General features: G+C 60.2%; 18 protein-coding genes and 1 pseudogene. 9 read left to right on the top strand and 10 right to left on the bottom strand.

What is annotated here, in order from left to right:
• Positions 1 to 333 precede the first annotated feature (333 nt).
• From K9857_RS01225 to K9857_RS01215, 3 genes are all read left to right on the top strand, one after another.
• Positions 334 to 678: a hypothetical protein gene (locus K9857_RS01225; protein ID WP_224533089.1), complete on the top strand. Its 345-nt coding sequence runs from the start codon at positions 334 to 336 to the stop codon at positions 676 to 678.
• 273 nt (positions 679 to 951) lie between these two features.
• Entirely contained in the window at positions 952 to 1,341 is a 390-nt protein-coding gene (locus tag K9857_RS01220) for a c-type cytochrome (protein WP_224533088.1), read from the top strand.
• A 52-nt stretch (positions 1,342 to 1,393) separates the two neighbouring features.
• Complete coding sequence (locus K9857_RS01215) at positions 1,394 to 2,884, top strand: aldehyde dehydrogenase family protein (RefSeq protein ID WP_224533087.1); 1,491 nt, start codon at positions 1,394 to 1,396, stop codon at positions 2,882 to 2,884.
• A gap of 156 nt (positions 2,885 to 3,040) precedes the next feature.
• Here the strand turns inward: K9857_RS01215 and K9857_RS01210 are convergent, their stop codons facing one another.
• The 7 genes from K9857_RS01210 to K9857_RS01180 form a co-directional block, all read right to left on the bottom strand.
• Positions 3,041 to 5,419, bottom strand: a complete 2,379-nt coding sequence (locus K9857_RS01210) for a DUF3772 domain-containing protein (protein WP_224533086.1) — start codon at positions 5,417 to 5,419, stop codon at positions 3,041 to 3,043.
• A 304-nt stretch (positions 5,420 to 5,723) separates the two neighbouring features.
• A complete protein-coding gene (locus tag K9857_RS01205) occupies positions 5,724 to 7,136 on the bottom strand; it encodes a heavy metal sensor histidine kinase (protein WP_224533085.1) in 1,413 nt (470 codons plus the stop codon).
• Positions 7,133 to 7,804, bottom strand: a complete 672-nt coding sequence (locus K9857_RS01200; protein WP_224533084.1) for a heavy metal response regulator transcription factor — start codon at positions 7,802 to 7,804, stop codon at positions 7,133 to 7,135. The genes K9857_RS01205 and K9857_RS01200 overlap by 4 nt, the downstream gene beginning before the upstream one ends.
• 103 nt (positions 7,805 to 7,907) lie before the next feature.
• Positions 7,908 to 8,165 carry a DUF2790 domain-containing protein gene (locus K9857_RS01195; RefSeq protein WP_224533083.1) on the bottom strand — a complete coding sequence of 86 codons (258 nt, stop codon included), beginning with the start codon at positions 8,163 to 8,165 and terminating at the stop codon, positions 7,908 to 7,910.
• 127 nt (positions 8,166 to 8,292) lie between these two features.
• Positions 8,293 to 9,066 (bottom strand): alpha/beta hydrolase, encoded by a 774-nt coding sequence (locus K9857_RS01190; protein ID WP_224533082.1) that lies wholly within the window; start codon positions 9,064 to 9,066, stop codon positions 8,293 to 8,295.
• 314 nt (positions 9,067 to 9,380) lie between these two features.
• On the bottom strand, positions 9,381 to 9,632 hold the full coding sequence (grxC, locus tag K9857_RS01185) for a glutaredoxin 3 (protein WP_224533081.1): 252 nt from the start codon (positions 9,630 to 9,632) through the stop codon (positions 9,381 to 9,383).
• A 135-nt stretch (positions 9,633 to 9,767) separates the two neighbouring features.
• Positions 9,768 to 10,280 carry a carboxymuconolactone decarboxylase family protein gene (locus K9857_RS01180; RefSeq protein ID WP_224533080.1) on the bottom strand — a complete coding sequence of 171 codons (513 nt, stop codon included), beginning with the start codon at positions 10,278 to 10,280 and terminating at the stop codon, positions 9,768 to 9,770.
• A 132-nt stretch (positions 10,281 to 10,412) separates the two neighbouring features.
• Here K9857_RS01180 and K9857_RS01175 point away from each other — a divergent pair, with 132 nt between their 5' ends.
• From K9857_RS01175 to K9857_RS01150, 6 genes and pseudogenes are all read left to right on the top strand, one after another.
• On the top strand, positions 10,413 to 11,225 hold the full coding sequence (locus K9857_RS01175) for an AraC family transcriptional regulator (protein ID WP_224533079.1): 813 nt from the start codon (positions 10,413 to 10,415) through the stop codon (positions 11,223 to 11,225).
• Between the two features lie 3 nt (positions 11,226 to 11,228).
• Positions 11,229 to 11,474 carry a hypothetical protein gene (locus K9857_RS01170; RefSeq protein ID WP_224533078.1) on the top strand — a complete coding sequence of 82 codons (246 nt, stop codon included), beginning with the start codon at positions 11,229 to 11,231 and terminating at the stop codon, positions 11,472 to 11,474.
• A gap of 85 nt (positions 11,475 to 11,559) precedes the next feature.
• Positions 11,560 to 12,486: a Gfo/Idh/MocA family protein gene (locus K9857_RS01165; RefSeq protein WP_224533077.1), complete on the top strand. Its 927-nt coding sequence runs from the start codon at positions 11,560 to 11,562 to the stop codon at positions 12,484 to 12,486.
• 446 nt (positions 12,487 to 12,932) lie between these two features.
• Positions 12,933 to 13,787: pseudogene (locus K9857_RS01160) on the top strand (universal stress protein); the annotation flags it as partial.
• A gap of 657 nt (positions 13,788 to 14,444) precedes the next feature.
• Entirely contained in the window at positions 14,445 to 15,470 is a 1,026-nt protein-coding gene (locus tag K9857_RS01155; RefSeq protein ID WP_224533093.1) for an alpha/beta hydrolase, read from the top strand.
• A gap of 34 nt (positions 15,471 to 15,504) precedes the next feature.
• On the top strand, positions 15,505 to 16,671 hold the full coding sequence (locus K9857_RS01150) for a cupin domain-containing carboxymuconolactone decarboxylase family protein (RefSeq protein ID WP_224533076.1): 1,167 nt from the start codon (positions 15,505 to 15,507) through the stop codon (positions 16,669 to 16,671).
• Here the strand turns inward: K9857_RS01150 and K9857_RS01145 are convergent.
• The 3 genes from K9857_RS01145 to hdeA all read right to left on the bottom strand — a co-directional run bounded on the left by K9857_RS01145 (position 16,659) and on the right by hdeA (position 18,929).
• Positions 16,659 to 17,552 carry a LysR family transcriptional regulator gene (locus tag K9857_RS01145; RefSeq protein ID WP_224533075.1) on the bottom strand — a complete coding sequence of 298 codons (894 nt, stop codon included), beginning with the start codon at positions 17,550 to 17,552 and terminating at the stop codon, positions 16,659 to 16,661. The genes K9857_RS01150 and K9857_RS01145 overlap by 13 nt on opposite strands.
• A 307-nt stretch (positions 17,553 to 17,859) precedes the next feature.
• On the bottom strand, positions 17,860 to 18,306 hold the full coding sequence (locus K9857_RS01140) for an NUDIX hydrolase (protein WP_224533074.1): 447 nt from the start codon (positions 18,304 to 18,306) through the stop codon (positions 17,860 to 17,862).
• 320 nt (positions 18,307 to 18,626) lie between these two features.
• Positions 18,627 to 18,929 carry an acid-activated periplasmic chaperone HdeA gene (gene hdeA, locus K9857_RS01135; protein ID WP_224533073.1) on the bottom strand — a complete coding sequence of 101 codons (303 nt, stop codon included), beginning with the start codon at positions 18,927 to 18,929 and terminating at the stop codon, positions 18,627 to 18,629.
• Positions 18,930 to 18,939 lie beyond the last annotated feature (10 nt).

Here is an 18,939-nt window from a genome sequence, read left to right as displayed (position 1 = left end):
TTGACGACCATCGCGAGCGTGCTCGCTCCTACAGGGGAGGGGACCGTTTGTCGGTTTTTGTTTTGAAGGAAATGGGTCAATGGGCAGGGATTTTGGAGTGGTGAAGGAAAGCTCCTACTGCGTCCTACAGTTGCCGGATTCGTGAAATGGCATGTGTCGTAAATCCGGTTAATTAGAGCTTCCCGTTCTTCTGTAAGAACTCTCCGTTAATGCCGAGTGAAGTTTCCTACATGTCAAAAAATACCCGCTTGTAACTTGATCAAAAAAGCAATAAGCATGTGCCCGACACATTCTCAACTGACGGGTATCGAGCAATGATGAACGACTTTCTACGTGACAGTTTCTTCAACTACGACGATGAGTTGGAGGTCAACGCTTGCCCGTCTGGAACCGATGGTTGTGGGGTTGCTGGCAAGGAATCAAAGCCCGTTGGGCATGGTTGTTCCGGCGTTGAGCGGAGCATTCATGCAAAGGACTGTCATGAAGTTATTTTCAAGCAAGTTCGAGATCATCAATCTTCCTGTTGATGGTTATCTGGTTTCCAGAAAAGAACAATCAAGAACACGGGAATCATCCCTGTTGATGGCAATCAATGAACTGAAAGATCCCACTTTGTCGAAAGAGGAAGTTGACGAGATTTTAGTGTTCTACGGATTAAAACCAGACGAAGACCTGTAGGAGCGAGCACACTCGCGATGGATGCCAGAACACCGCGGGGTGTCAGGCAGCCAACGTCATCGTTGACGACCATCGCGAGCAGGCTCGCTCCCACAGGAATGATGCAAGCGCAGCGATCTGGCAGCCCCGCCAACACAACTGGCACGCAGGGCAAACCCTGTGCTTCGCCGACCGCCGACAATCCCTTCCAACCTGCCGGGGCTCCGTTGTCCTGGCGCTTTCTGTGTTGGCGTTCGTTTTGACGGGCGCGTGGATTTTTCAAGGTCGTTTCCTATGTTTACCGCCCTGCGTTTTTCCCTCATGGGTCTGTTGTCTTTCACCCTGGCCCAGGCCGCCGTGGCTGCCGATTGCGCGCCGGTTCAGAGCCGGGGCGAGCAAGTGTTCGCCAATGAGTGCGGGGTCTGTCATTCGGTGAGCAAGGGTGCGGTCGGGATGATGGGGCCGAATCTGGCCGGTGTGGTCGGGCGCAAGTCCGGCTCGCTGGAAGGCTTCAACTTTTCCCAGGCCATGCGCAGCAAGAACATCGACTGGCAGGCCGAGAGCATCGAACAACTGATCACGCAACCCCAGGCCTTCGTGCCGGGCACCTACATGCCTTACATGGGGCTGGCCTCCGCCGACGATCGTCAGGCGGTCGTGTGCTACCTCAAGGAACAACACTGATCGGGCCGTCTGTGCGCCCGGACATCTCGTCTGAAGAATAAAAAGGTGATTTATGAGCAACGTTGAAATTCTGCCGCAGGTGGCTGCATTCCTCGAGCGCCGTCACGGCTGCTTTATCGATGGTCAGTGGGTGTTTGCCGAAGGCGAGAGCATTGCCGTGGTCAACCCGGCCACCGGCCAGACCCTGTGCGAAACCCTCGATGCGCCGCTGGCAATCGTCGAGCAGGCGGTGCAGTCCTCGCACAAGGCATTCAAATCCGGTGTCTGGTCCTCGCTGCGTCCGGCCGATCGCGAGCGCATCCTGCTCAACTTCACCCGCCTGGTGGAAGAGCACGCCGAAGAGCTGGCGCAACTGGAAACCCTGAGCCAGGGCAAGTCGATCAACATGGCCCGCGCGCTGGACCTGAACGCCACCGTCGAATTCATGCGCTACATGTCCGGTTGGGCGACCAAGATCGAAGGCCAGACCTTCGACGTGTCGATCCCGCTGCCGCCGGGCGCCAAGTTCACTGCGTTCACCAAGCGTGAGCCGGTGGGCGTGGTGGTCGGCATCGTGCCGTGGAATTTCCCGCTGCTGATCGCCGCCTGGAAGCTGATGCCGGCATTGGCCACCGGTTGCACCGTGATCATCAAGCCGGCGATGGAAACCCCACTGACCGCCATGCGTCTGGCAGAGCTGGCGCTGGAAGCCGGCATTCCGGCAGGCGTGTTCAACGTGGTCACCGGTGGCGGTGCCAACGTGGGCGGCGTGCTGACCCGGCACCCGCTGGTGAGCAAGGTGTCCTTCACCGGTTCCACCGCCGTGGGCAAGAGCGTCGGCGTGGCGTGCATGGAAAACATGACGCGCTTCTCCCTGGAGTTGGGCGGCAAGAATCCGATGATCGTGCTGGCCGATGCCGACATCGAGAAAGCCGTGCAGGGCGCAATCCTCGGCGGCCTGCTGAACAACGGTCAGGTCTGCGCTGCGGCCTCGCGTTTCTACGTGCACCGCTCGATCCACGACAAGTTCGTCGAAGCCCTGGCAGCGGCGGTCTCCGCCATGCCGATCGGCGCGGGCATGAACTGCGATGCGGCGATCAACCCGCTGGTGTCGCGCAAGCAGCAGCAAAGCGTGCTCAAGCACATCGAACTGGCTCGTCGCGAAGGCGCGCGAGTAGTGACCGGTGGCGAACTGCTGGAAGGCGACGGCTTCTTCGTCCAGCCGACCATCCTCGCTGACATCGACCACGGCATGGCCGTGGCCCGCGAAGAAGTGTTCGGTCCGGTGCTGGGCGTGATGCCGTTCGACGATGAAGATGCCGTGATTGAACTGGCCAACGACAACCGCTACGGCCTGGCCGCGAGCCTGTGGACCAACGATCTGAGCAAGGCGATGAACCTGGTGCCGCGTATCGAAGCCGGCACCGTCTGGGTCAACGCCCACGTCCTGCTCGACCCGGCCATGCCGTTTGGTGGCGTGAAGCAATCGGGCATGGGGCGTGAGTTCGGGCGTGCGGTGATCGAGGCTTACACCGAGCTGAAGTCGGTTTGCATCGCGCATTGATCCAGTAGCAGTTGGAGGGATCTAACTGTGGCGAGGGGGCTTGCCCCCGTTGGACTGCGCAGCAGTCCCATTTTTTTGGGGCCGCTTCGCAGCCCAACGGGGGCCAAGCCCCCTCGCCACAAGGGAATCCATCAGCCACAAGATTGTGTTGAGCCATCAGGACGCAGGCGGTTTTGCCAGCTCTATCCCCGCGGCACTCAGCCGCTTGAGAATTTCGAACAGCAGCTCGCTCTTGATCGCACCGACCGTGCGTGGGCTGTTGACGTAGCCGGTGACGGTCAGGGTGATGCCTTCGGGTTTCAGCTGGCTGAAACGCACGAACGGCGCCGGTTTTTCGATGATCGATTCGTGCTTGAGGTAGGCGTCGTACAGCAGGTTGCGCACCTCCTCGGGATCGATGTCCAGCGGGAACATCAATTCCAGCGTCGCCACCCCCTGGGCACTGCCGCCCAATGTCACGTTACGCAGGTTCTGCGAGATCAGTTGCGAGTTGGGCACGATCACGATCGAGCGATCCGCCAGCTGGATTTCCGTGGCACGTACGTTGATCCGACGAATATCGCCTTCCACGCCGCTGATACTGATCAGGTCGCCGACCTTCACCGGGCGTTCGGTCAGCAGAATCAGCCCGGAAATGAAGTTCTTCACGATCTCCTGCAAGCCAAAACCGATACCCACCGACAGCGCACTGACGATCCACGCCAGATTGGTCCATTGCACCCCCAGCGATGAAAACATCAGCAGCACCACCAGCATGTAGCCGATGTTGGCGAACAGCGTGCTGAGCGACGCGCACATGCCGGGGTCCATCTCGGTCTTGGGCAGGAACTCGTTGTCCAGCCAGCGCCGCAACGCGCGGATCAGATAGATGCCGAACAGCAGTGCGAAAATCGCCTGCAACAGGTTGCCCGGTACGATGTTGAGCTTGCGCAGCCCGTCACCGCCGAGGATCGCCAGGATATTTGTCGCCAGTTGCTCAAGCGTCGATCCCACCCCACCCACTATCAGAGTGATGAACGCAATCAGCAGTAGCGTCGCACGACCGGCACCGGACAGTACGGTGGAGATCTGCTCGAGGCGCGGATCGCCGATCCCCATTAACTGCTTGATGCTCTTGCCTGTGGCTTGCCGGGGTGAAAACAGGTGTTCGCAGCCGTCCTTGACGATCTGGATCAACAGATAGAAACCGGAAAAGACGATGAAGAACCAGACCAGTTCGTAGGTAATGAAACGTGCCAGCGACACGTAGCCGACGAACAGGGCAAGCAGGGCCACCACCACCGCCGCGCAGACGAACGTGTAAACCATCCCGGCGAACGTTCTGCCGGCTTCCGGTTGTGCCGCGGCCATGACTCGCCGGGTTCTGCTGATGCGCCACAGCAGCAGCCCCACCAATATTGAAACCGACAGTGCGACAAGGCCCCTGAGGGCAATCACCACGTCGGAACTCATACCGGTCGCATTGGCGATCTGCGACACCGAAACCAGAGTCAGCAGCAGCCAGGACAAACGCATCGGGAAGGGTTTGATCGCCAATGCCACCGGATCGGCAATCGGTGGCAGACGCCAGGATGGATGCTGGGTCGACAACAGCGCGCGGCTCAGACCGATGATCATCACGCAGGTGTAGGCGATCTTTTCGAAATCCTCCGAGAACCCGGCCATTTGCGGCGTCAGCGGCATTTGCCGGGTGAGGGCGAAAAACAGCAGGTGCAGGGCAATGGCCGCGGCCATCACCGTGGCGAGCACCGAAGCCAGTGCCAGGGCGCTACGCCTGAGTCGGCCCTCGGGCACACGGTGAATGCACAGCCAGGTCAGGCCGCGCTCCGCCAGGCCTCGACCGAGGGTCCAGAAGCTCAGAGCCAGCGCCAGCAACATGAAGGTGATCAGGCGCTGACCCGGTTGCCAGGCCGCGTGCAGGGTGTCGCCGGCCTGATTGATGAACGATCGCAGGCGCTGGCGATCATCCATTGGCAGGTCGAACAGCGGTGCCCAGAACCAGGGGTTGAGCACGCCCTTGGTCTGCTGGGTGACTTCGGTTTCCAGCAGGCTGCGGCGAATCGCGGCGATCTGGGTCAGCAGTTCGGCGGCACTGGCCTTGATCGCCGTCAGATTCTTGAGCTTGTTGTCGATCTGGTTTTTCTGCTCGGTCAGCGAGGCGAGTTGACTGGTGATCTCGGATTTTTCCAGATCGGCGCCGGTGAGCGGGGTGGGGCTCAGCACTCCCAGTTGCGCTTGCAGTTGCGCCTGTTCGGGCAGGAGCAGGGCGCTCATGCGATCGACTTCGCGGATCAGCGCCTGAACCAGATCCTGCGGACCTTCCAGCAGGCTGTAGTTGCTGATCTGCGAGACCTGCTGCTTGAGATTGTTGAGCCGTACTTGCAGGGCTTGCAGATCAGCGTCGGAGATGCTGACCGAGGCCGGGATGATGCTCACCGCCGGCGTCTCGGGCGCCGGCGCCGCCAACAGCCTCGCGCCATCTGGCCCGCCTAGCGCGAGAACCATGACAATCATCAGCCTCAATGCGTAACGCATAGGTGTACTCGACTGGTTGTTTGTCACTCAGCCTAGGTCATGAGTTGGATTGGTGAGGGATTATTGGATGGATGTCGCCGCGCATTTCTCAAGTGAAAGATAAACCTGTGGCGAGGAGTGCTTGCCTGTGGCGAGGGGGCTTGTCGAAACGTCGCACCGCCCCGTTGGGCTGCGAAGCGGCCCCAAAATCTGCAGCCGCGGTTTTGCAGATGCAACGCAAATGCAGTTTTTACGACTGCTGCGCAGCCGAACGGGGGCAAGCCCCCTCGCCACAGGTGAGCAGCGTTGTTCCAGGGTTTTCGTGTTACTCGCCCAACCGCCGCGCCGGGAAGAACAGTTCGAAACACGTCACCCCATCCGCACTGCTGACACTGTACGCCCCGTCATGCAACTGCATGATGGTCGCCACGATCGACAACCCCAACCCATTGGACTGCGCCGAGCGTTCCCGGGACTGGTCGACGCGGTAGAAGCGTTCGAACAGCCGGGGCAGGTGTTCGGCGGGGATGGTCTGGCCGTGGTTGCTGACGTGCAGGCGAATGCCATCGGCGGCCGGGGTGGCGCGGATTGTCAGTTCGGAATCGGCCGCGCCGTATTTGATCGCGTTGGAACACAGGTTGGCCATGGCCCGGCGCAACAGCATCGGTTCGGCCCAGATCAGGCCGCTGCCTTGGGCATCGATGTGCATGCCAGCTTCCGCCGCGAGCCCCTCGAAATAATCCGCCATGCGTTCCATTTCCTCGGCCGCGTCCAGCTCCTGGCGCTGGCTCAGGGCGCTGGAGGGGTCGGTGCGGGCCAGGAACAGCATGTTGTCGAGCATCCGCGCCAGACGCTCCAGCTCCTCGACGTTGGAGGCGAGCAGTTGTTGATAGGCCTCGATGCTGCGGTTCTGTTGCAGCGCGACCTGGGTTTCCCCCAGCAGATTATTGATCGGCGTGCGCAGTTCATGGGCCATGTCCGTCGACACCTGGCCCAATTGCACGAACCCCTTGCCCAGGCGGTCGAGCATGGCATTGAAGGCGTCGATCATCGGCAGCAGTTCCCGAGGCGCACCTTTGCTGTCCAGGCGTTCACTGAGATTGCCGACGTCGATGCCCTGGGCATGCCGGGCCAGGCGCCGCACCGGCAGCAGACCGCGATCCACCAGCACATAACCGGACAACGCCAGCAGAATCGCCGCCACGCTGGCGAACAGGTAAACGTTGAGCCGGTAACTGGCGAGCACTGCGGTGCGCTCGGTCATCAGACGCCCGGTGAGCACTTGCAAGTCGCCTTGATCATCGGATTCGATCGTCGCCGCCAGCGCCGAAAACGGCACCCCGTTGACCGCAGGCATATGTTGCACGTCGCTCAGACTCAGGGGGTGGTCCAGGGGCATCGGTGCCAGGGCAGGCATGCTCAGGTTGCCCGGATTGACCACCAGCAACGGCGGTTTGCCGGGGACGCCGATGGTCAGCAGGGCCTCGCGGTTGCCAAGCATGTTCTGGAACAGCGCAGGCTTGGTGCGGATCAGCTCCAGGGTGTTGCTGTCGTTGAGGAAGGTGCGCAGTTGATCGATGCGAGTGACCAGCGCCGCGTCGTCACGGCGGATCAGCTCGCGTTCCAGATCGTGGTACAGCGCAACGCCCAGCGCGGTCAGCGAAATGAAGGCGAGAAACGCAAATACCAGCGCCAGACGCAGTGTCAGGGAGTGCCGCAAACCGGGGAGGATTTTCATGGTTGGGTGTCGAATCGGTAACCGATGCCGCGCACGCTGTGGATCAGCTTGAGCGGGAACGGGTCGTCGATCTTCATCCGCAGGCGGCGCACCGCGACATCCACCACGTTGGTGTCACTGTCGAAATTCATGTCCCAGACCCGGGAGGCGATCATCGAGCGCGACAGCACTTCACCCTGATGGCTGGCGAACAGGTGCAGCAGGGCAAATTCCTTGTTGGTCAGGGTGATGCGCGTGCCGGCGCGGGTGACGCGGCGTTTGAGTACGTCGATCTGCAGGTCTTCGATCTGCAGTAGTTCATCTTCGCGAGTGGGGCCACGGCGGGTCAGCGTACGCAGGCGCGCCACCAGTTCGGCGAAGGAAAACGGTTTGATCAGGTAATCGTCGGCGCCCAGTTCCAGCCCTTTGACGCGGTCGGCGATGTCATCGCGGGCGGTGAGGAACAGCACCGGGGTATCGGCCTCCTTGCGCAGGCGGCGCAGGACTTCCCAGCCATCCATTTTCGGCATCATCACGTCCAGCACGATCACGTCGAAGTCATGCTCCAGCGCCAGATGCAGGCCATCGGCACCGTCGCGGGCGAGGCTCACGGTGTAGCCGAGCTCTTGCAGACCGTTTTGCAGGTAATTACCGGCCTTGGGTTCGTCTTCGACTACGAGGATGTTCATCGGGATCTGGCCAGTTGGTGAGTCAGGTTCGCGCAGGCGGGCTACGGCGGCGCGTGAGTGTCGCCAGTGTAGCCCGTTCATTCGCCGGTACGCAGGGGGACGATCAGTGATCGTTGGTGCAACCGCTGCCCTGTACCAGATAGTCAAGTTCATGCTGGCGATTCTGGTGGTCGAGGTAGCTCAATTGGGCAGGAACGACGCCGCATTTTTGAGAGATGTCGGTTTCACCCAGCACCTTGGCCACGTCGAGGTGGACGTAGGCTGAGTCTTTGTCGTGGATGATCGGGGCGCTGCTTTGGGTGTCGGCAAACGCCGAGCCGGTGGCGAGCAGGGCGGCAAAACCAAGGATCAGAAGTTTCATGATGAGTCTCTCTATTCAGGGTTTGGATGGCTGTCCGAGGTTGGCCGGTCAGTGAGTTCAGATTACGTGGGCGATCCGGACAGCCGACCAACAGTTCGATGACAAAACTGTAATAAATGGCCGTCGGTTACGGCTGGCGACCAGCGGCCGCGAGGATCAGATCAGCGATCTCCTTGGAGTGGGAGACCAGCGACAGGTGGCTGGACGGCAGCTCGATGGTGGTCGCACCCATGCGTTTGGCGAGGAAGCGTTCCAGGTCCGGGTTGATGGTCTGGTCCTGAGTGGATACCGCGTACCAGGACGGTTTGCTGTGCCAGGCAGCGGCATCGGTGCGGTCGGTGAACAGGGTCTTGGCGATCGGTTGCTGCACGGCGAACAATTGCATCGCCTTGTCGTGCGGCACGTCGCTGGCGAAGTATTTGAGGAAAGCGTCTTGCTTGAGGCTGACGTAGCCGTCGTGCTCTTCGGTTCCGGCGCGAACCGGCATGGTCGGGTACTTGGCCGACAGGGCGACGAAGTCTTCACCGGCATCCGGTGCGCGGGCCGCGACGTAGACCAGCGAGCTGACTTTCGGATCGATCCCGGCCTCGCTGACGACGGTGCCTGCGTAGGAGTGGCCTACGAGTACGGTGGGGCCGTCCTGCTGATCAAGCACTCGCTTGGTGGCGGCAACGTCATCGGCGACCGAGGTCAGCGGGTTTTGCACGGCGGTTACATGCAAGCCGGCAGCCTGCAAGCGGCTGATCACATCCGCCCAGCTGGACCCATCGGCCCATGAGCCGTGGACCAGCACGACGTTATTGGCCTTGACCGGTGCGGTCGTAGTCGCGGCCATGGCCGAGCCGGTGCCCAGCACGAAGAGGCTGGCGGCGATCAGGCAGAGTTTGCTCAATGGATTCATGGTGTAGACCCTTGTCATCATCAGTGGAAGGCGCGTCACCCGGCGTGGGTGACTGACGGCCTCACTTTATGAAGCGAGGGTGCGGGTTACGCTGACAAGTCGATGACATGTTTGTAATGAAGTCTGATCCCACGCGAAAAATCCGTAGGAGCGAGGCTTGCCCGCGAAGGCGTCCCCAAAAACACCGCAAATTCTGTAGGAGCGAGCTTGCTCGCGATGGAAGTTCAGTCACTGCGGGCATTCAGGCAGCCCGCGTCATCGTTGACGACCATCGCGAGCAAGCTCGCTCCTACAGGGGGGCGCGGTGTGGCTGTTCAGGCCAGCATCGACATCAAACCACCCTGGCGATCCAGCTTGGCCAGGTCGTCGAAGCCGCCGATGTGGATGTCGCCAACGAATATCTGCGGCACGGTGCGGCGGCCGCTGCGTTCGATCATTTCCTCAAGCTTGCCCGGCGTGCGCTGGACGTTGATTTCCTGCATGGCGACGCCTTTGCTGGCCAGCAGGGATTTGGCGTTGCGGCAGTAGGGGCAGGTGTCGGTGGTGTAGAGGGTTACGGTGTTCATCATTAGTCTCCGGTAAAGATTAACTGTAGGAGCGAGCATGCTCGCGATGGTGGTCCAGACACCGCGGGGCATCAGGCAGCCAGCGTTATCGTTGGCGACCATCGCGCGCGTGCTCGCTCCTACAGAGAGCAGAAGTCAGGCTTGGATTGCGGGAAAATCGATATCAGTCAACGCCACGTTGTTCAGGTAGTTGGTCAGCGTCTGCGACGCCACATGCGCCACCACTTCAACGATCTTCGCGTCGTTGATCCCGGCGGCGCGGGCGGCGGCGATCTGGTCGCTGGTCAAGTGGCCGCGACTTTCGGTGATCTGGCGGGCGAGCAAGGCGAAGGCATCGAGCTTGCCTTCACGGGCGCTGAGAATCTCCTGGCTGGACATCCCGGCCTTGCCGGCGAACAGCGTGTGGGCCGCCAGGCAGTAGTCGCAGCCGTTGACTTGAGAGGTGGCGAGGGAGATTGCTTCCTTCTCGGTGGCGCTCAGGGACGTCTTGCCCAGTGCCGCCGAGTTTTGCATGTACGAGGCCAGCACCGCCGGGGCGTGGGCCAGTACGCGGAATACGTTGGGCAGGAAGCCGATTTTCTTCTCCACGCCTTCCAGGAATGGGCGGGTGGCGTCGGTAGCGTGTTCAACTGGGACAATGCGAGTCATGGTGATTCTCCGGTTTGAAGCGCGATGGGCGCTGGGTACGGAGGTCATGCTATTGATTCGGGCTGGTCAATTGGATGCAAATCGTCGACGATATGCGACAGATCGTCCAGAACTGCTCCCGGGAGCCTCTCCATGGATCGCTTGTCCACCTTGCTTGCGCATTTCGGCGTCAACGCCGGCACCTTTCACAGCGGTACGTTCTGCGGCGTGACGGCCTTCGATGGCAGCCAGACCGGGGGCCACGTGCACCTGCTGCAGGCCGGCGAGGTCGGCCTGAAGCTTGCCGATGAGCGCGAGCTGCACCTGACCGAGCCAACCCTGATCTTTTTCCCCAGGCCGTATCGCCATCGTCTGTTCGCCACCGAAGCGTCCGGCACGCAACTGGTGTGCGCGTCGCTGAATTTCGACGGCGGCTCGGGCAATGCCCTGGCCATGGCATTGCCGGATTATCTGGTGCTCAAGCTCGATGAAATCCCGACCCTGGCCAGCACCCTTGAGTGGTTGTTCAACGAGGCGTTCGACGGCACCTGCGGCCGCGAAGCGGTAATGGATCGGCTGTTCGAGCTGCTGGTGATTCTGTTGTTGCGGCATATCCTGAGCACACGCAACCAGCAACCGGGGATGATGGCGGGTCTTGCGGATGCGCGTCTGGCAAGGCCTCTGAGCCAGATGCACGAAGCGCCGGCCAAGGCCTGGAGCGTGGCCGAGCTGTCGGTGCTGGCGAACATGTCCCGGGCCAGCTTCGCCGAACACTTCAAACGCGTGGTCGGTCAGGCACCGGTGGATTATCTGGTGAGCTGGCGCATCAGCCTGGCGCAGAAGCGCTTGCGCGAGGGCAAGCCGATTGCCTTGATCGCCGAGGAGGTGGGCTATGAAAGCCCGTCGGCGCTGGCGCGGGCGTTTCGCCGCAAGACCGGCGTCAGCCCCCGTGAATGGAGGGGCTGAACGATGACCACGGACCTTGTAGCAGCTGACGAAGCCTGCGTCCGGCTGCGCAGCAGACGCCAATTCGGATACTTCGGTCTGACAGGAAGAACGCATGCGCAGGTCTCACGACTGCTGCGCAGTCGGACGCAGCCTTCGGCAGCTGCTACAAAAGCGGCCACAAAAGCGGCGTGGCTACTGGAGGATCTGGAGGAAGAGCGCGAATACAGTTCGCCGGTCTGTTATCTCGATCAGTTCCCCGATTACTGAGATGCGAAGTTGTTCAATGACTTTGTCGTCGTACAAGCGGTAATCTCGCCGGCTCGCATGTAAAAACAATAATCAGGAGTCACCGATGCATCCGATCCGTCTCGGTCTGGTGGGCTACGGCAAGATTGCCCAGGACCAGCACGTCCCCGCCATCAGCGCCAATCCCGCGTTCCAGTTGGTGGCTGTCGCGACCCAGGGCCAGCCTTGCCCCACGGTTGAGAACTTCAAGTCCCTGAGCGAATTGCTCGAGAAAGGCCCGCAGGTTGACGCAATCGCGTTCTGCACACCGCCTCAGGGCCGTTTTGCTCTGGTCCAACAGGCGCTAGCCGCGGGCAAACATGTGCTGGTGGAAAAGCCGCCTTGCGCCACCCTGGGTGAGGCGATGGCGTTGGCGAGTCAGGCCAAGGAGCAGGGTGTCAGCGGCCTGTTCGCCTGGCATTCGCGCTACGCCCCCGGCATCGAAGCCGCCCGCGACTGGCTGGCCAGCCGCACCCTGCAAAGCGTACAGATCGACTGGAAGGAAGACGTGCGCAAATGGCACCCCGGCCAGGCGTGGATCTGGCAGCCCGGTGGCCTGGGCGTGTTCGATCCGGGCATCAATGCGCTGTCGATTGTCACTCATCTGCTGCCGCTGCCGTTGTTCGTCGAGGCTGCCGAACTGCGCGTGCCGAGCAACTGCCAATCGCCGATTGCCGCCTCCATCAAGATGTCTGACGCGCACCACTTGGATGTGCGTGCGGAGTTCGATTTCGATCATGGTCATGACGAGCTGTGGAGCATCGAGATTCGTTGCGCCGAAGGCGTGCTGCGCCTCGACAACGGTGGTGCGCTGTTGAGCATCGATGGCGTGCGCCAGAGCGTTTCGGAGGAGGGCGAGTACGCGGCGGTGTACCGGCATTTCCAGCAGCTGATCCGCGACAAGGCCAGCGATCTGGACCTGCAGCCGTTGCGGCTGGTGGCTGACAGTTTTTTTGTCGGCAGCCGTGAGTTGGTTGAACCGTTCTACGATTAATGAGCGCGATGCAGGAGCGAGTTCGTTTGCGAACTTTGCTCCTGTTACATTTTGGCAGGCCAAATTCAAAGCTGTCAGTAATGCGGCAGAAGTCGAACTTGTTAATAGTGTTCAGTCTCTTGCATAAGATCTGATCCGCTTTAGCTGACGTTGTTCTTAGATAAAAATAAACTAATTTTGCCGATAAATAGTTGGAACTTTTTCTGAAGTAGCCAGCATAATGGCCACCCCGTGACTCACGCGAACAGGCCGTGGTCCGGGGAGAAGCCCGATCAAAGCCACAAGGATTATGTGTGCTATCCGTGAACTAATGACGCGGTGAGCGCTGACGCTCTTTATTTTCCGGTAGTAAGAGCATCAGCAAGTTCAGTTAATGAATAGTGTTCCCTTGGTATTACAACTAAGTCTCTGTGTGTAACTGTAGTGGAACACCCGGGAAGATGTTTATGCACACAATTCGAAATACTCTAGTGGTCGTGAATTCCCGGCAATCCGGTGATCTGATTCTGGACCGCGCCAGGATGATCGCGAACTCCACCCGCTCACATCTGCATCTGCTGGCATGTGAAAAGGGCAATCATCATTCTCCATGGCTGAGTCAGCTACAGGATTCCCTCGTGCAGGAAGGTTTGAGTGTCAGTGCCCAGCACGACTGGCAGGGCAGTGCACACAAGACCATCATCGCCGCGCAACAGGCCGAAGGCTGCGGCCTGGTGATCAAGCAGCACCTGCCCGACAACCCGCTGATCAAGGCCTTTCTCACCCCCGATGACTGGAAGCTGCTGCGGTATTGCCCCAGCCCCGTGCTGATGGTGAAAACCGCCCGGCCCTGGATGGGCGGCATCGTTCTGGTGGCCGTGGATGTCGGCAGCGGTGACGTGGAGCATCACGTGTTGCACTCTGGCGTCGTCAGCCATGGCTATGACATCGCCAAACTGGCCGGTGGCACGCTGCACATGATCAGCGCCCATCCCTATCCCATGTTGTCCTCCAGCGACCCGATCTTTCAGCTCAAGGAAAGCATCCACGCGTATTACCGCGAGCTGTGCCTGAGGTTTCAGGCCGAGTTCAACATCAGCGATTCGCGCCTGCACATCGAGGAAGGCCCGGCCGAAGTGCTGATTCCCTTCTTGGCGCACAAGCTTGAAGCAGCTGTCACGGTGATCGGCAGCGTCGGGCGTTCGGGGCTGAGCGGCACCCTGGTCGGCAACACCGCCGAGATGGTGCTGGATGCGCTGGACAGTGATGTGCTGGTACTCAAGCCCGATGACATCATCCTGCACCTGGAAGAACTGGCCGCTCCACCGTCCAGCCCGGAAATCGACACCGACCTGACCTCCTGGCCGTACACCCACCACAACCATCACCCGTTCGTGCAGGCCCATGATCACCTGGCCCCAGACGTCGCGACACCTGCCAGCAATGCGGAGAAATTCAAACTGACGGGGCGTTGAAGGCACTTCGGGTATCACAGAGACCTGTGGGAGCGGGCTTGCCCGCGAAGAGGCCGGCACATTCAACCTTGATGTTGACTGACTTGACGCCTTCGCGGGCAAGCCACGCTCCCACAGGTTTCGGGTTGTTTGCGGGTTTTATGATCGACGCAAGAAACTGTGGGAGCGGGCTTGCTCGCGAAGAGGCCGGCACATCCAACATTGATGCTGGCTGACCTGACGCCTTCGCGGGCAAGCCCGGCTCCCACAGGTTTTGAAGGCGCTCGAAGGATTTTGGTCAGCCCTGAAATGCCTTTGATTTATGTGATTTTGATATCAGTGCTATGTGATTGGCGCTGTTTATCGATCAATTCGTGAGCGGTAAGTTGCTTCTCTGCGATATCAAATCGAGAGCAAGCAATGATTCAGTATTTCTTCCGCCATCACGCTTCGCCGGTTATCAACGCTCCGGGCTCCGGTTGGCTGGCGACAATCAAAAGCCGCATCACCCTGAAGGCTACATTGATGGCCGCCATGCTTGGCATGGCTGGCGTCGATGCCGAGGCTGCGGACTACAAACAGAACCCGTTCACCCTGACCTACGGTGGCGCGCTGACGAAGAACGAACCCGGCAAGGTCAACCTCCATCCGGTCACCTACAAGCTCAATGGCCTGGACATTGCCGCCAACGTCTACACGCCGGCCAACTATGACGTGGCGAAAAAATACCCGGTGGTGGTCGTGGCGCATCCCAATGGTGGGGTGAAAGAACAGGTCGCGGGCCTGTATGCCCAGCGCCTGGCGGATCAGGGCTACATCACGATCACGGCGGATGCGGCGTATCAGGGGGCCAGTGGTGGCGAGCCGCGTAATGTCGACAAGCCTGCCAACCGCATCGAAGACATCCACGGTATGGCGGACTTCATCGCCCGCTATCCCGGCGTCGACAGCAGGCGTCTGGGCTTGCTCGGTATCTGCGGCGGTGGCGGTTACTCATTGGCGGCGGCGCAGACCGACAAGCGCTTCCAGTCAATCGCGACCTTGAGCATGTTCAACTCCGGACTGGTTCGCCGTAACGGCTATCAGGACTCGCAAATTTCCACTGTCGAGGAACGCCTGCAACAGGCGTCGGCAGCCCGCGCCCAGGAAGTGGCTGGCGGTGAAATTCTCTACGTCGGCGACGCCAAACTGACCGATGAGCAGATCGCCAAACTGCCGTTCGACCTGTATCGCCAGGGTTTCGAGTACTACGGTAAGACCCACGCCCACCCTAACTCGACGTTCCGTTACAACCAGAGCAGCCTGCTGGATCTGATGCGCTTCGACGCAACGAACCAGATCGAGTTGATCGACAAGCCATTGCTGATGATCGCTGGCAGCAAGGCCGACAGTCTTTACATGTCACAGCAAGCCTTCGCCAAGGCCGCCGGCACCCAGGACAAACAACTGTTCACCATCGATGGCGCGACCCATATCGAGACCTATTGGGTGCCGGAATACGTGGACGTCGCGATGGGCCAGTTGACCGCTTTTTACGCCAGAACTCTTTAATCCAGAACTCGCTGACTTGAACGGATACCTCCTCATGAAAAATACCTTGATAGGCATCGCGGTCTGCGCTGCAGCGCCTTTTGCCGACGCCGCCGGTGCAGGCAGTGCCGATGAATCTCGCCGCACCGAACAGCAGATCAGCCGAGCCGGCAGCCAGGCATCGATGGCGGGGCCGGCGGATTATTTCACCGGGCGTGTACGTGTCGATCCGCTGTTTCCCGCCTCGGACGAGATCAATGCTTCCGGCGCTTACGTCAGCTTCGAACCGGGTGCGCGTTCGGCCTGGCACACCCATCCCGCAGGACAGCGGTTGGTGGTGACGTCCGGCCTAGGTCTGATCCAGGAATGGGGCAAGCCTGTGCAGGAAATCCATCCGGGCGACGTGATCGTCTGCCCGCCGGGCGTCAAGCACTGGCATGGCGCCGCCCCGGCGAGCGCCATGACGCACCTGGCCGTGACGGGCACGGTGGATGGCAAGAACGTGAACTGGCTGGAAAAGGTCACCGATGAGCAGTACAACGCTCGTGGCACGTCGACCCCAGCTGTTGCGCCACCGGTTTCGCAAACACTGTCCGCGAAGCAGCGGGCGATCCCGTCAATTGCTGCCGCCATGGCCACCAGCAACATGCCGGTGCTCAATGCGGCGTTGAACCAGGGACTGGATGCGGGGCTGAGTGTCAGCGAGGCGAAGGAAATCCTCGTGCAGCTCTATGCCTACAGCGGTTTTCCTCGCAGTCTCAATGCGCTTGGCGAGTTGATGAAAGTGGTCGAGGCACGCAAGCAGCGCGGTGTGCAGGACGATCCGGGGCGTGAGCCGGGTCGCGTTGTTCCTGTCGGAAACGAACTGTTGGCGGCGGGCAGGGCGAACCAGACACGCATTGCGGGTGCGCCGGTCCAGGGGCCGCTGTTCGACTTCGTACCGGTGATCAATCAGTACCTGCAGACGCACCTGTTCGGCGACATTTTCGAGCGTGACAACCTGGACTGGCAGAGCCGTGAACTGGCCACCGTCGCCGCGCTGGCCGCCACGCCCGGCGTCGAGTCACAACTGCGTTCGCACATGGCGGCCAGCCTGCGGGTCGGCTTGACCGTTGCGCAGTTGCGCCAACTGATTCAGGTGCTGGCCGAGCAGGGCGATACCGCTGCGGCCAAGCGTGCCGGCGAAGCGCTGGACACCGTGCAGGCCAATCAACCCGGATAACGCAGGGATTCGCGCAGTAACGTGAAGGCCGGAGAACTCTGGCGCCGGCTCGGATAATAGAGGTGGTAGCCAGAGAACGGTTCGCACCAGTCTTCCAGCACGCGAATCAGGCGACCTTGCGCCACATGTTCCTGGACCAGGTCCTCCGGCATGAACGCCAGCCCCAGCCCTTGAAGAGTGGCTTCCAGGCGCATGGCGATGTTGTTGAACACCAGTTGGCCTTCGATCCGCACCTTCAGCTCCTGTCCGCCTTTCTCGAACTCCCAGAGATAGAGACCGCCGTGCGTCGGCATACGCAGGGTTATGCAGTTATGCGCCATCAGATCACTCGGAATGAGCGGCTTCGGATACCGGCCGAAATAGGCCGGAGATCCCACAACCGCCATGCGCATGTCGGGGCCGATACGCATGGCAATCATGTCCTTGGCCACTTGCTCGCCCAGGCGAACACCCGCGTCGAAACCCTCGGCCACGATGTCGGTAAAGCCGTAGTCAACGATGATTTCGATGTTGAGATCGGGATTGTCCGGCAGCAGTTTCGCCAGCACCGGATGCAGGACCGTGATCGCCGAATGCTCACCGGCGGTGATGCGCAATTTGCCCGCCGGTTTGTCGCGGAACTCGCTGAGCAAGGCCAGCTCGGTGTCGATTTCTTCAAACCTGGGAGCGATCACCTTAAGCAGATGTTCGCCCGCTTCGGTGGGGGAAACACTGCGTGTGGTGCGAGCCAGCAACCGCACCCCCAGTCGCTCCTCCAGTTGACGCATGGCCCGGCTCAAGGCCGGTTGCGACATGCCCAGGCGGGCAGCGGCGCGCGTGAAGCTACGCTCTTGAGCCACAGCCGAGAAAATCGCGAGTTGATCGTAGCTTTCGACGGTCATTCATGCGGCTCTGATATGAAAGGACCTTGATTATGGCATCTGAGTGCCCAATCGTCCGGGTCTGTGGTCATCTACAGATATTGCGCTGTCTCTGTGGGAGCGAGCCTGCTCGCGATGGGTTGCATTGGCGCCGCGGGGTATCAGGTATCCCGCGTAATCGTTGACCACCATCGCGAGCAGGCTCGCTCCCACAAGGTTTCTGGGGGTGTTTGCGGATTTTGTTATCGACACAAGAACCTGTGGGAGCGGGCTTGCCCGCGAAGAGGTCGGTACATTCAACATTGATGCTGGCTGGACTGACGAATGTTTACTCCAGCAACGAAAGAGCCTTGAGCAGCTCGTGCAGGCCTTCAGGTACCAGCGGGGAAGTGGGGCTGAAATCCGAGCTGTCACACCATTTGGCATGAAAGGGGGCGCCGTTGCTTTCGTGGCCTACTATCTGCTGGTTTTCGTAGACACGTTCGTCGTCGAATTTTGCGTCGTAGATTTGGACGATTTCGTGCCCGGGCTTGCCAGCGTAGGTGAAAAGGCTTTCCAGAGTGCCCAGCAGGCGGAGGTCGTGAATCGACTGGTCCAGCTCTTCCTGCACTTCCCTGACGATTGCTTCGGCGCTTCGCTCGCCAAACTCGATGCCGCCACCGATGGGGCGGTAGAGGGTCTGTTGATTCACATCGTCGTAAAACTCGTTGACCAGGATTTTTCCGCGATGGTGAAAAATGCACAGGGCGAGGGCGCGGATGCGGTGTTCGGACATCGGTAAAGCTCCATGGGGAAAGCGGTTTGGGGCAAGTCCATTTTTGCGATCGACTGGCGGGGGGTGAATCGAACTGTAGGAGCGAGCTTGCTCGCGATGGATGAAGGGACACAGCGGGGCATCAGGCTTCCCGCGTTATCGTTCACGGCCATCGCGAGCATGCTCGCTCCTACTGGGTTTTGTGTTCTTCGCAGATTTTGTGATCGACACAAGAAACTGTGGGAGCGGGCTTGCCCGCGAATAGGCCGGCGCATTCTACATCGATGCTGGCTGGCCTGACGCCTTCGCGAGCAAGCTCGCTCCTACAGTTTTCACATTGACTACTTGGCTTTTGCTTTGTTGAGCGTATCGACGAATGACCCCTGGGCATTTTGAGTGCAGGCTTCGATGACCCGTGGGGTCACTGTGAGCGTGCCATCGACGTCCATCACGGCATCGACCGGCTTGCCTGCCTTGGTGAACCCTTCGGCAAAGAACACCGCATTGGGTTGATATTTCTCATCGATCTCCAGGAAGTCTCCGCATGTCCATTTGTCGACAGGCTTGGTGGGTGCTTTTGCGGCCAGTACGCTTGAGCTGGCCAGTATTGCGAGGGTAAGGACTGACACCTGCTTTGCATTCATAGAACTAACC

Source organism: Pseudomonas sp. REP124 (genome assembly GCF_020164475.1).
Classification (GTDB): domain Bacteria; phylum Pseudomonadota; class Gammaproteobacteria; order Pseudomonadales; family Pseudomonadaceae; genus Aquipseudomonas.
The sequence above is the reverse complement of the archived record's forward strand: the minus strand, read 5'-3'. Positions and strand labels throughout refer to the sequence as shown.

What these genes read in the sequence shown, in the direction of transcription:
- K9857_RS01170 (WP_224533078.1), top strand. Translation starts at nt 11,229, where the DNA reads ATGACCACGGACCTTGTAGCAGCTGACGAAGCCTGCGTCCGGCTGCGC.
- K9857_RS01200 (WP_224533084.1), bottom strand. Translation starts at nt 7,804, where the DNA reads ATGAACATCCTCGTAGTCGAAGACGAACCCAAGGCCGGTAATTACCTG.
- K9857_RS01155 (WP_224533093.1), top strand. Translation starts at nt 14,445, where the DNA reads ATGGCCGCCATGCTTGGCATGGCTGGCGTCGATGCCGAGGCTGCGGAC.
- K9857_RS01175 (WP_224533079.1), top strand. Translation starts at nt 10,413, where the DNA reads ATGGATCGCTTGTCCACCTTGCTTGCGCATTTCGGCGTCAACGCCGGC.
- K9857_RS01180 (WP_224533080.1), bottom strand. Translation starts at nt 10,280, where the DNA reads ATGACTCGCATTGTCCCAGTTGAACACGCTACCGACGCCACCCGCCCA.
- hdeA (WP_224533073.1), bottom strand. Translation starts at nt 18,929, where the DNA reads ATGAATGCAAAGCAGGTGTCAGTCCTTACCCTCGCAATACTGGCCAGC.
- K9857_RS01215 (WP_224533087.1), top strand. Translation starts at nt 1,394, where the DNA reads ATGAGCAACGTTGAAATTCTGCCGCAGGTGGCTGCATTCCTCGAGCGC.
- K9857_RS01165 (WP_224533077.1), top strand. Translation starts at nt 11,560, where the DNA reads ATGCATCCGATCCGTCTCGGTCTGGTGGGCTACGGCAAGATTGCCCAG.
- K9857_RS01220 (WP_224533088.1), top strand. Translation starts at nt 952, where the DNA reads ATGTTTACCGCCCTGCGTTTTTCCCTCATGGGTCTGTTGTCTTTCACC.
- K9857_RS01140 (WP_224533074.1), bottom strand. Translation starts at nt 18,306, where the DNA reads ATGTCCGAACACCGCATCCGCGCCCTCGCCCTGTGCATTTTTCACCAT.
- K9857_RS01190 (WP_224533082.1), bottom strand. Translation starts at nt 9,066, where the DNA reads ATGAATCCATTGAGCAAACTCTGCCTGATCGCCGCCAGCCTCTTCGTG.
- K9857_RS01145 (WP_224533075.1), bottom strand. Translation starts at nt 17,552, where the DNA reads ATGACCGTCGAAAGCTACGATCAACTCGCGATTTTCTCGGCTGTGGCT.
- K9857_RS01205 (WP_224533085.1), bottom strand. Translation starts at nt 7,136, where the DNA reads ATGAAAATCCTCCCCGGTTTGCGGCACTCCCTGACACTGCGTCTGGCG.
- K9857_RS01195 (WP_224533083.1), bottom strand. Translation starts at nt 8,165, where the DNA reads ATGAAACTTCTGATCCTTGGTTTTGCCGCCCTGCTCGCCACCGGCTCG.
- grxC (WP_224533081.1), bottom strand. Translation starts at nt 9,632, where the DNA reads ATGAACACCGTAACCCTCTACACCACCGACACCTGCCCCTACTGCCGC.
- K9857_RS01210 (WP_224533086.1), bottom strand. Translation starts at nt 5,419, where the DNA reads ATGCGTTACGCATTGAGGCTGATGATTGTCATGGTTCTCGCGCTAGGC.
- K9857_RS01150 (WP_224533076.1), top strand. Translation starts at nt 15,505, where the DNA reads ATGAAAAATACCTTGATAGGCATCGCGGTCTGCGCTGCAGCGCCTTTT.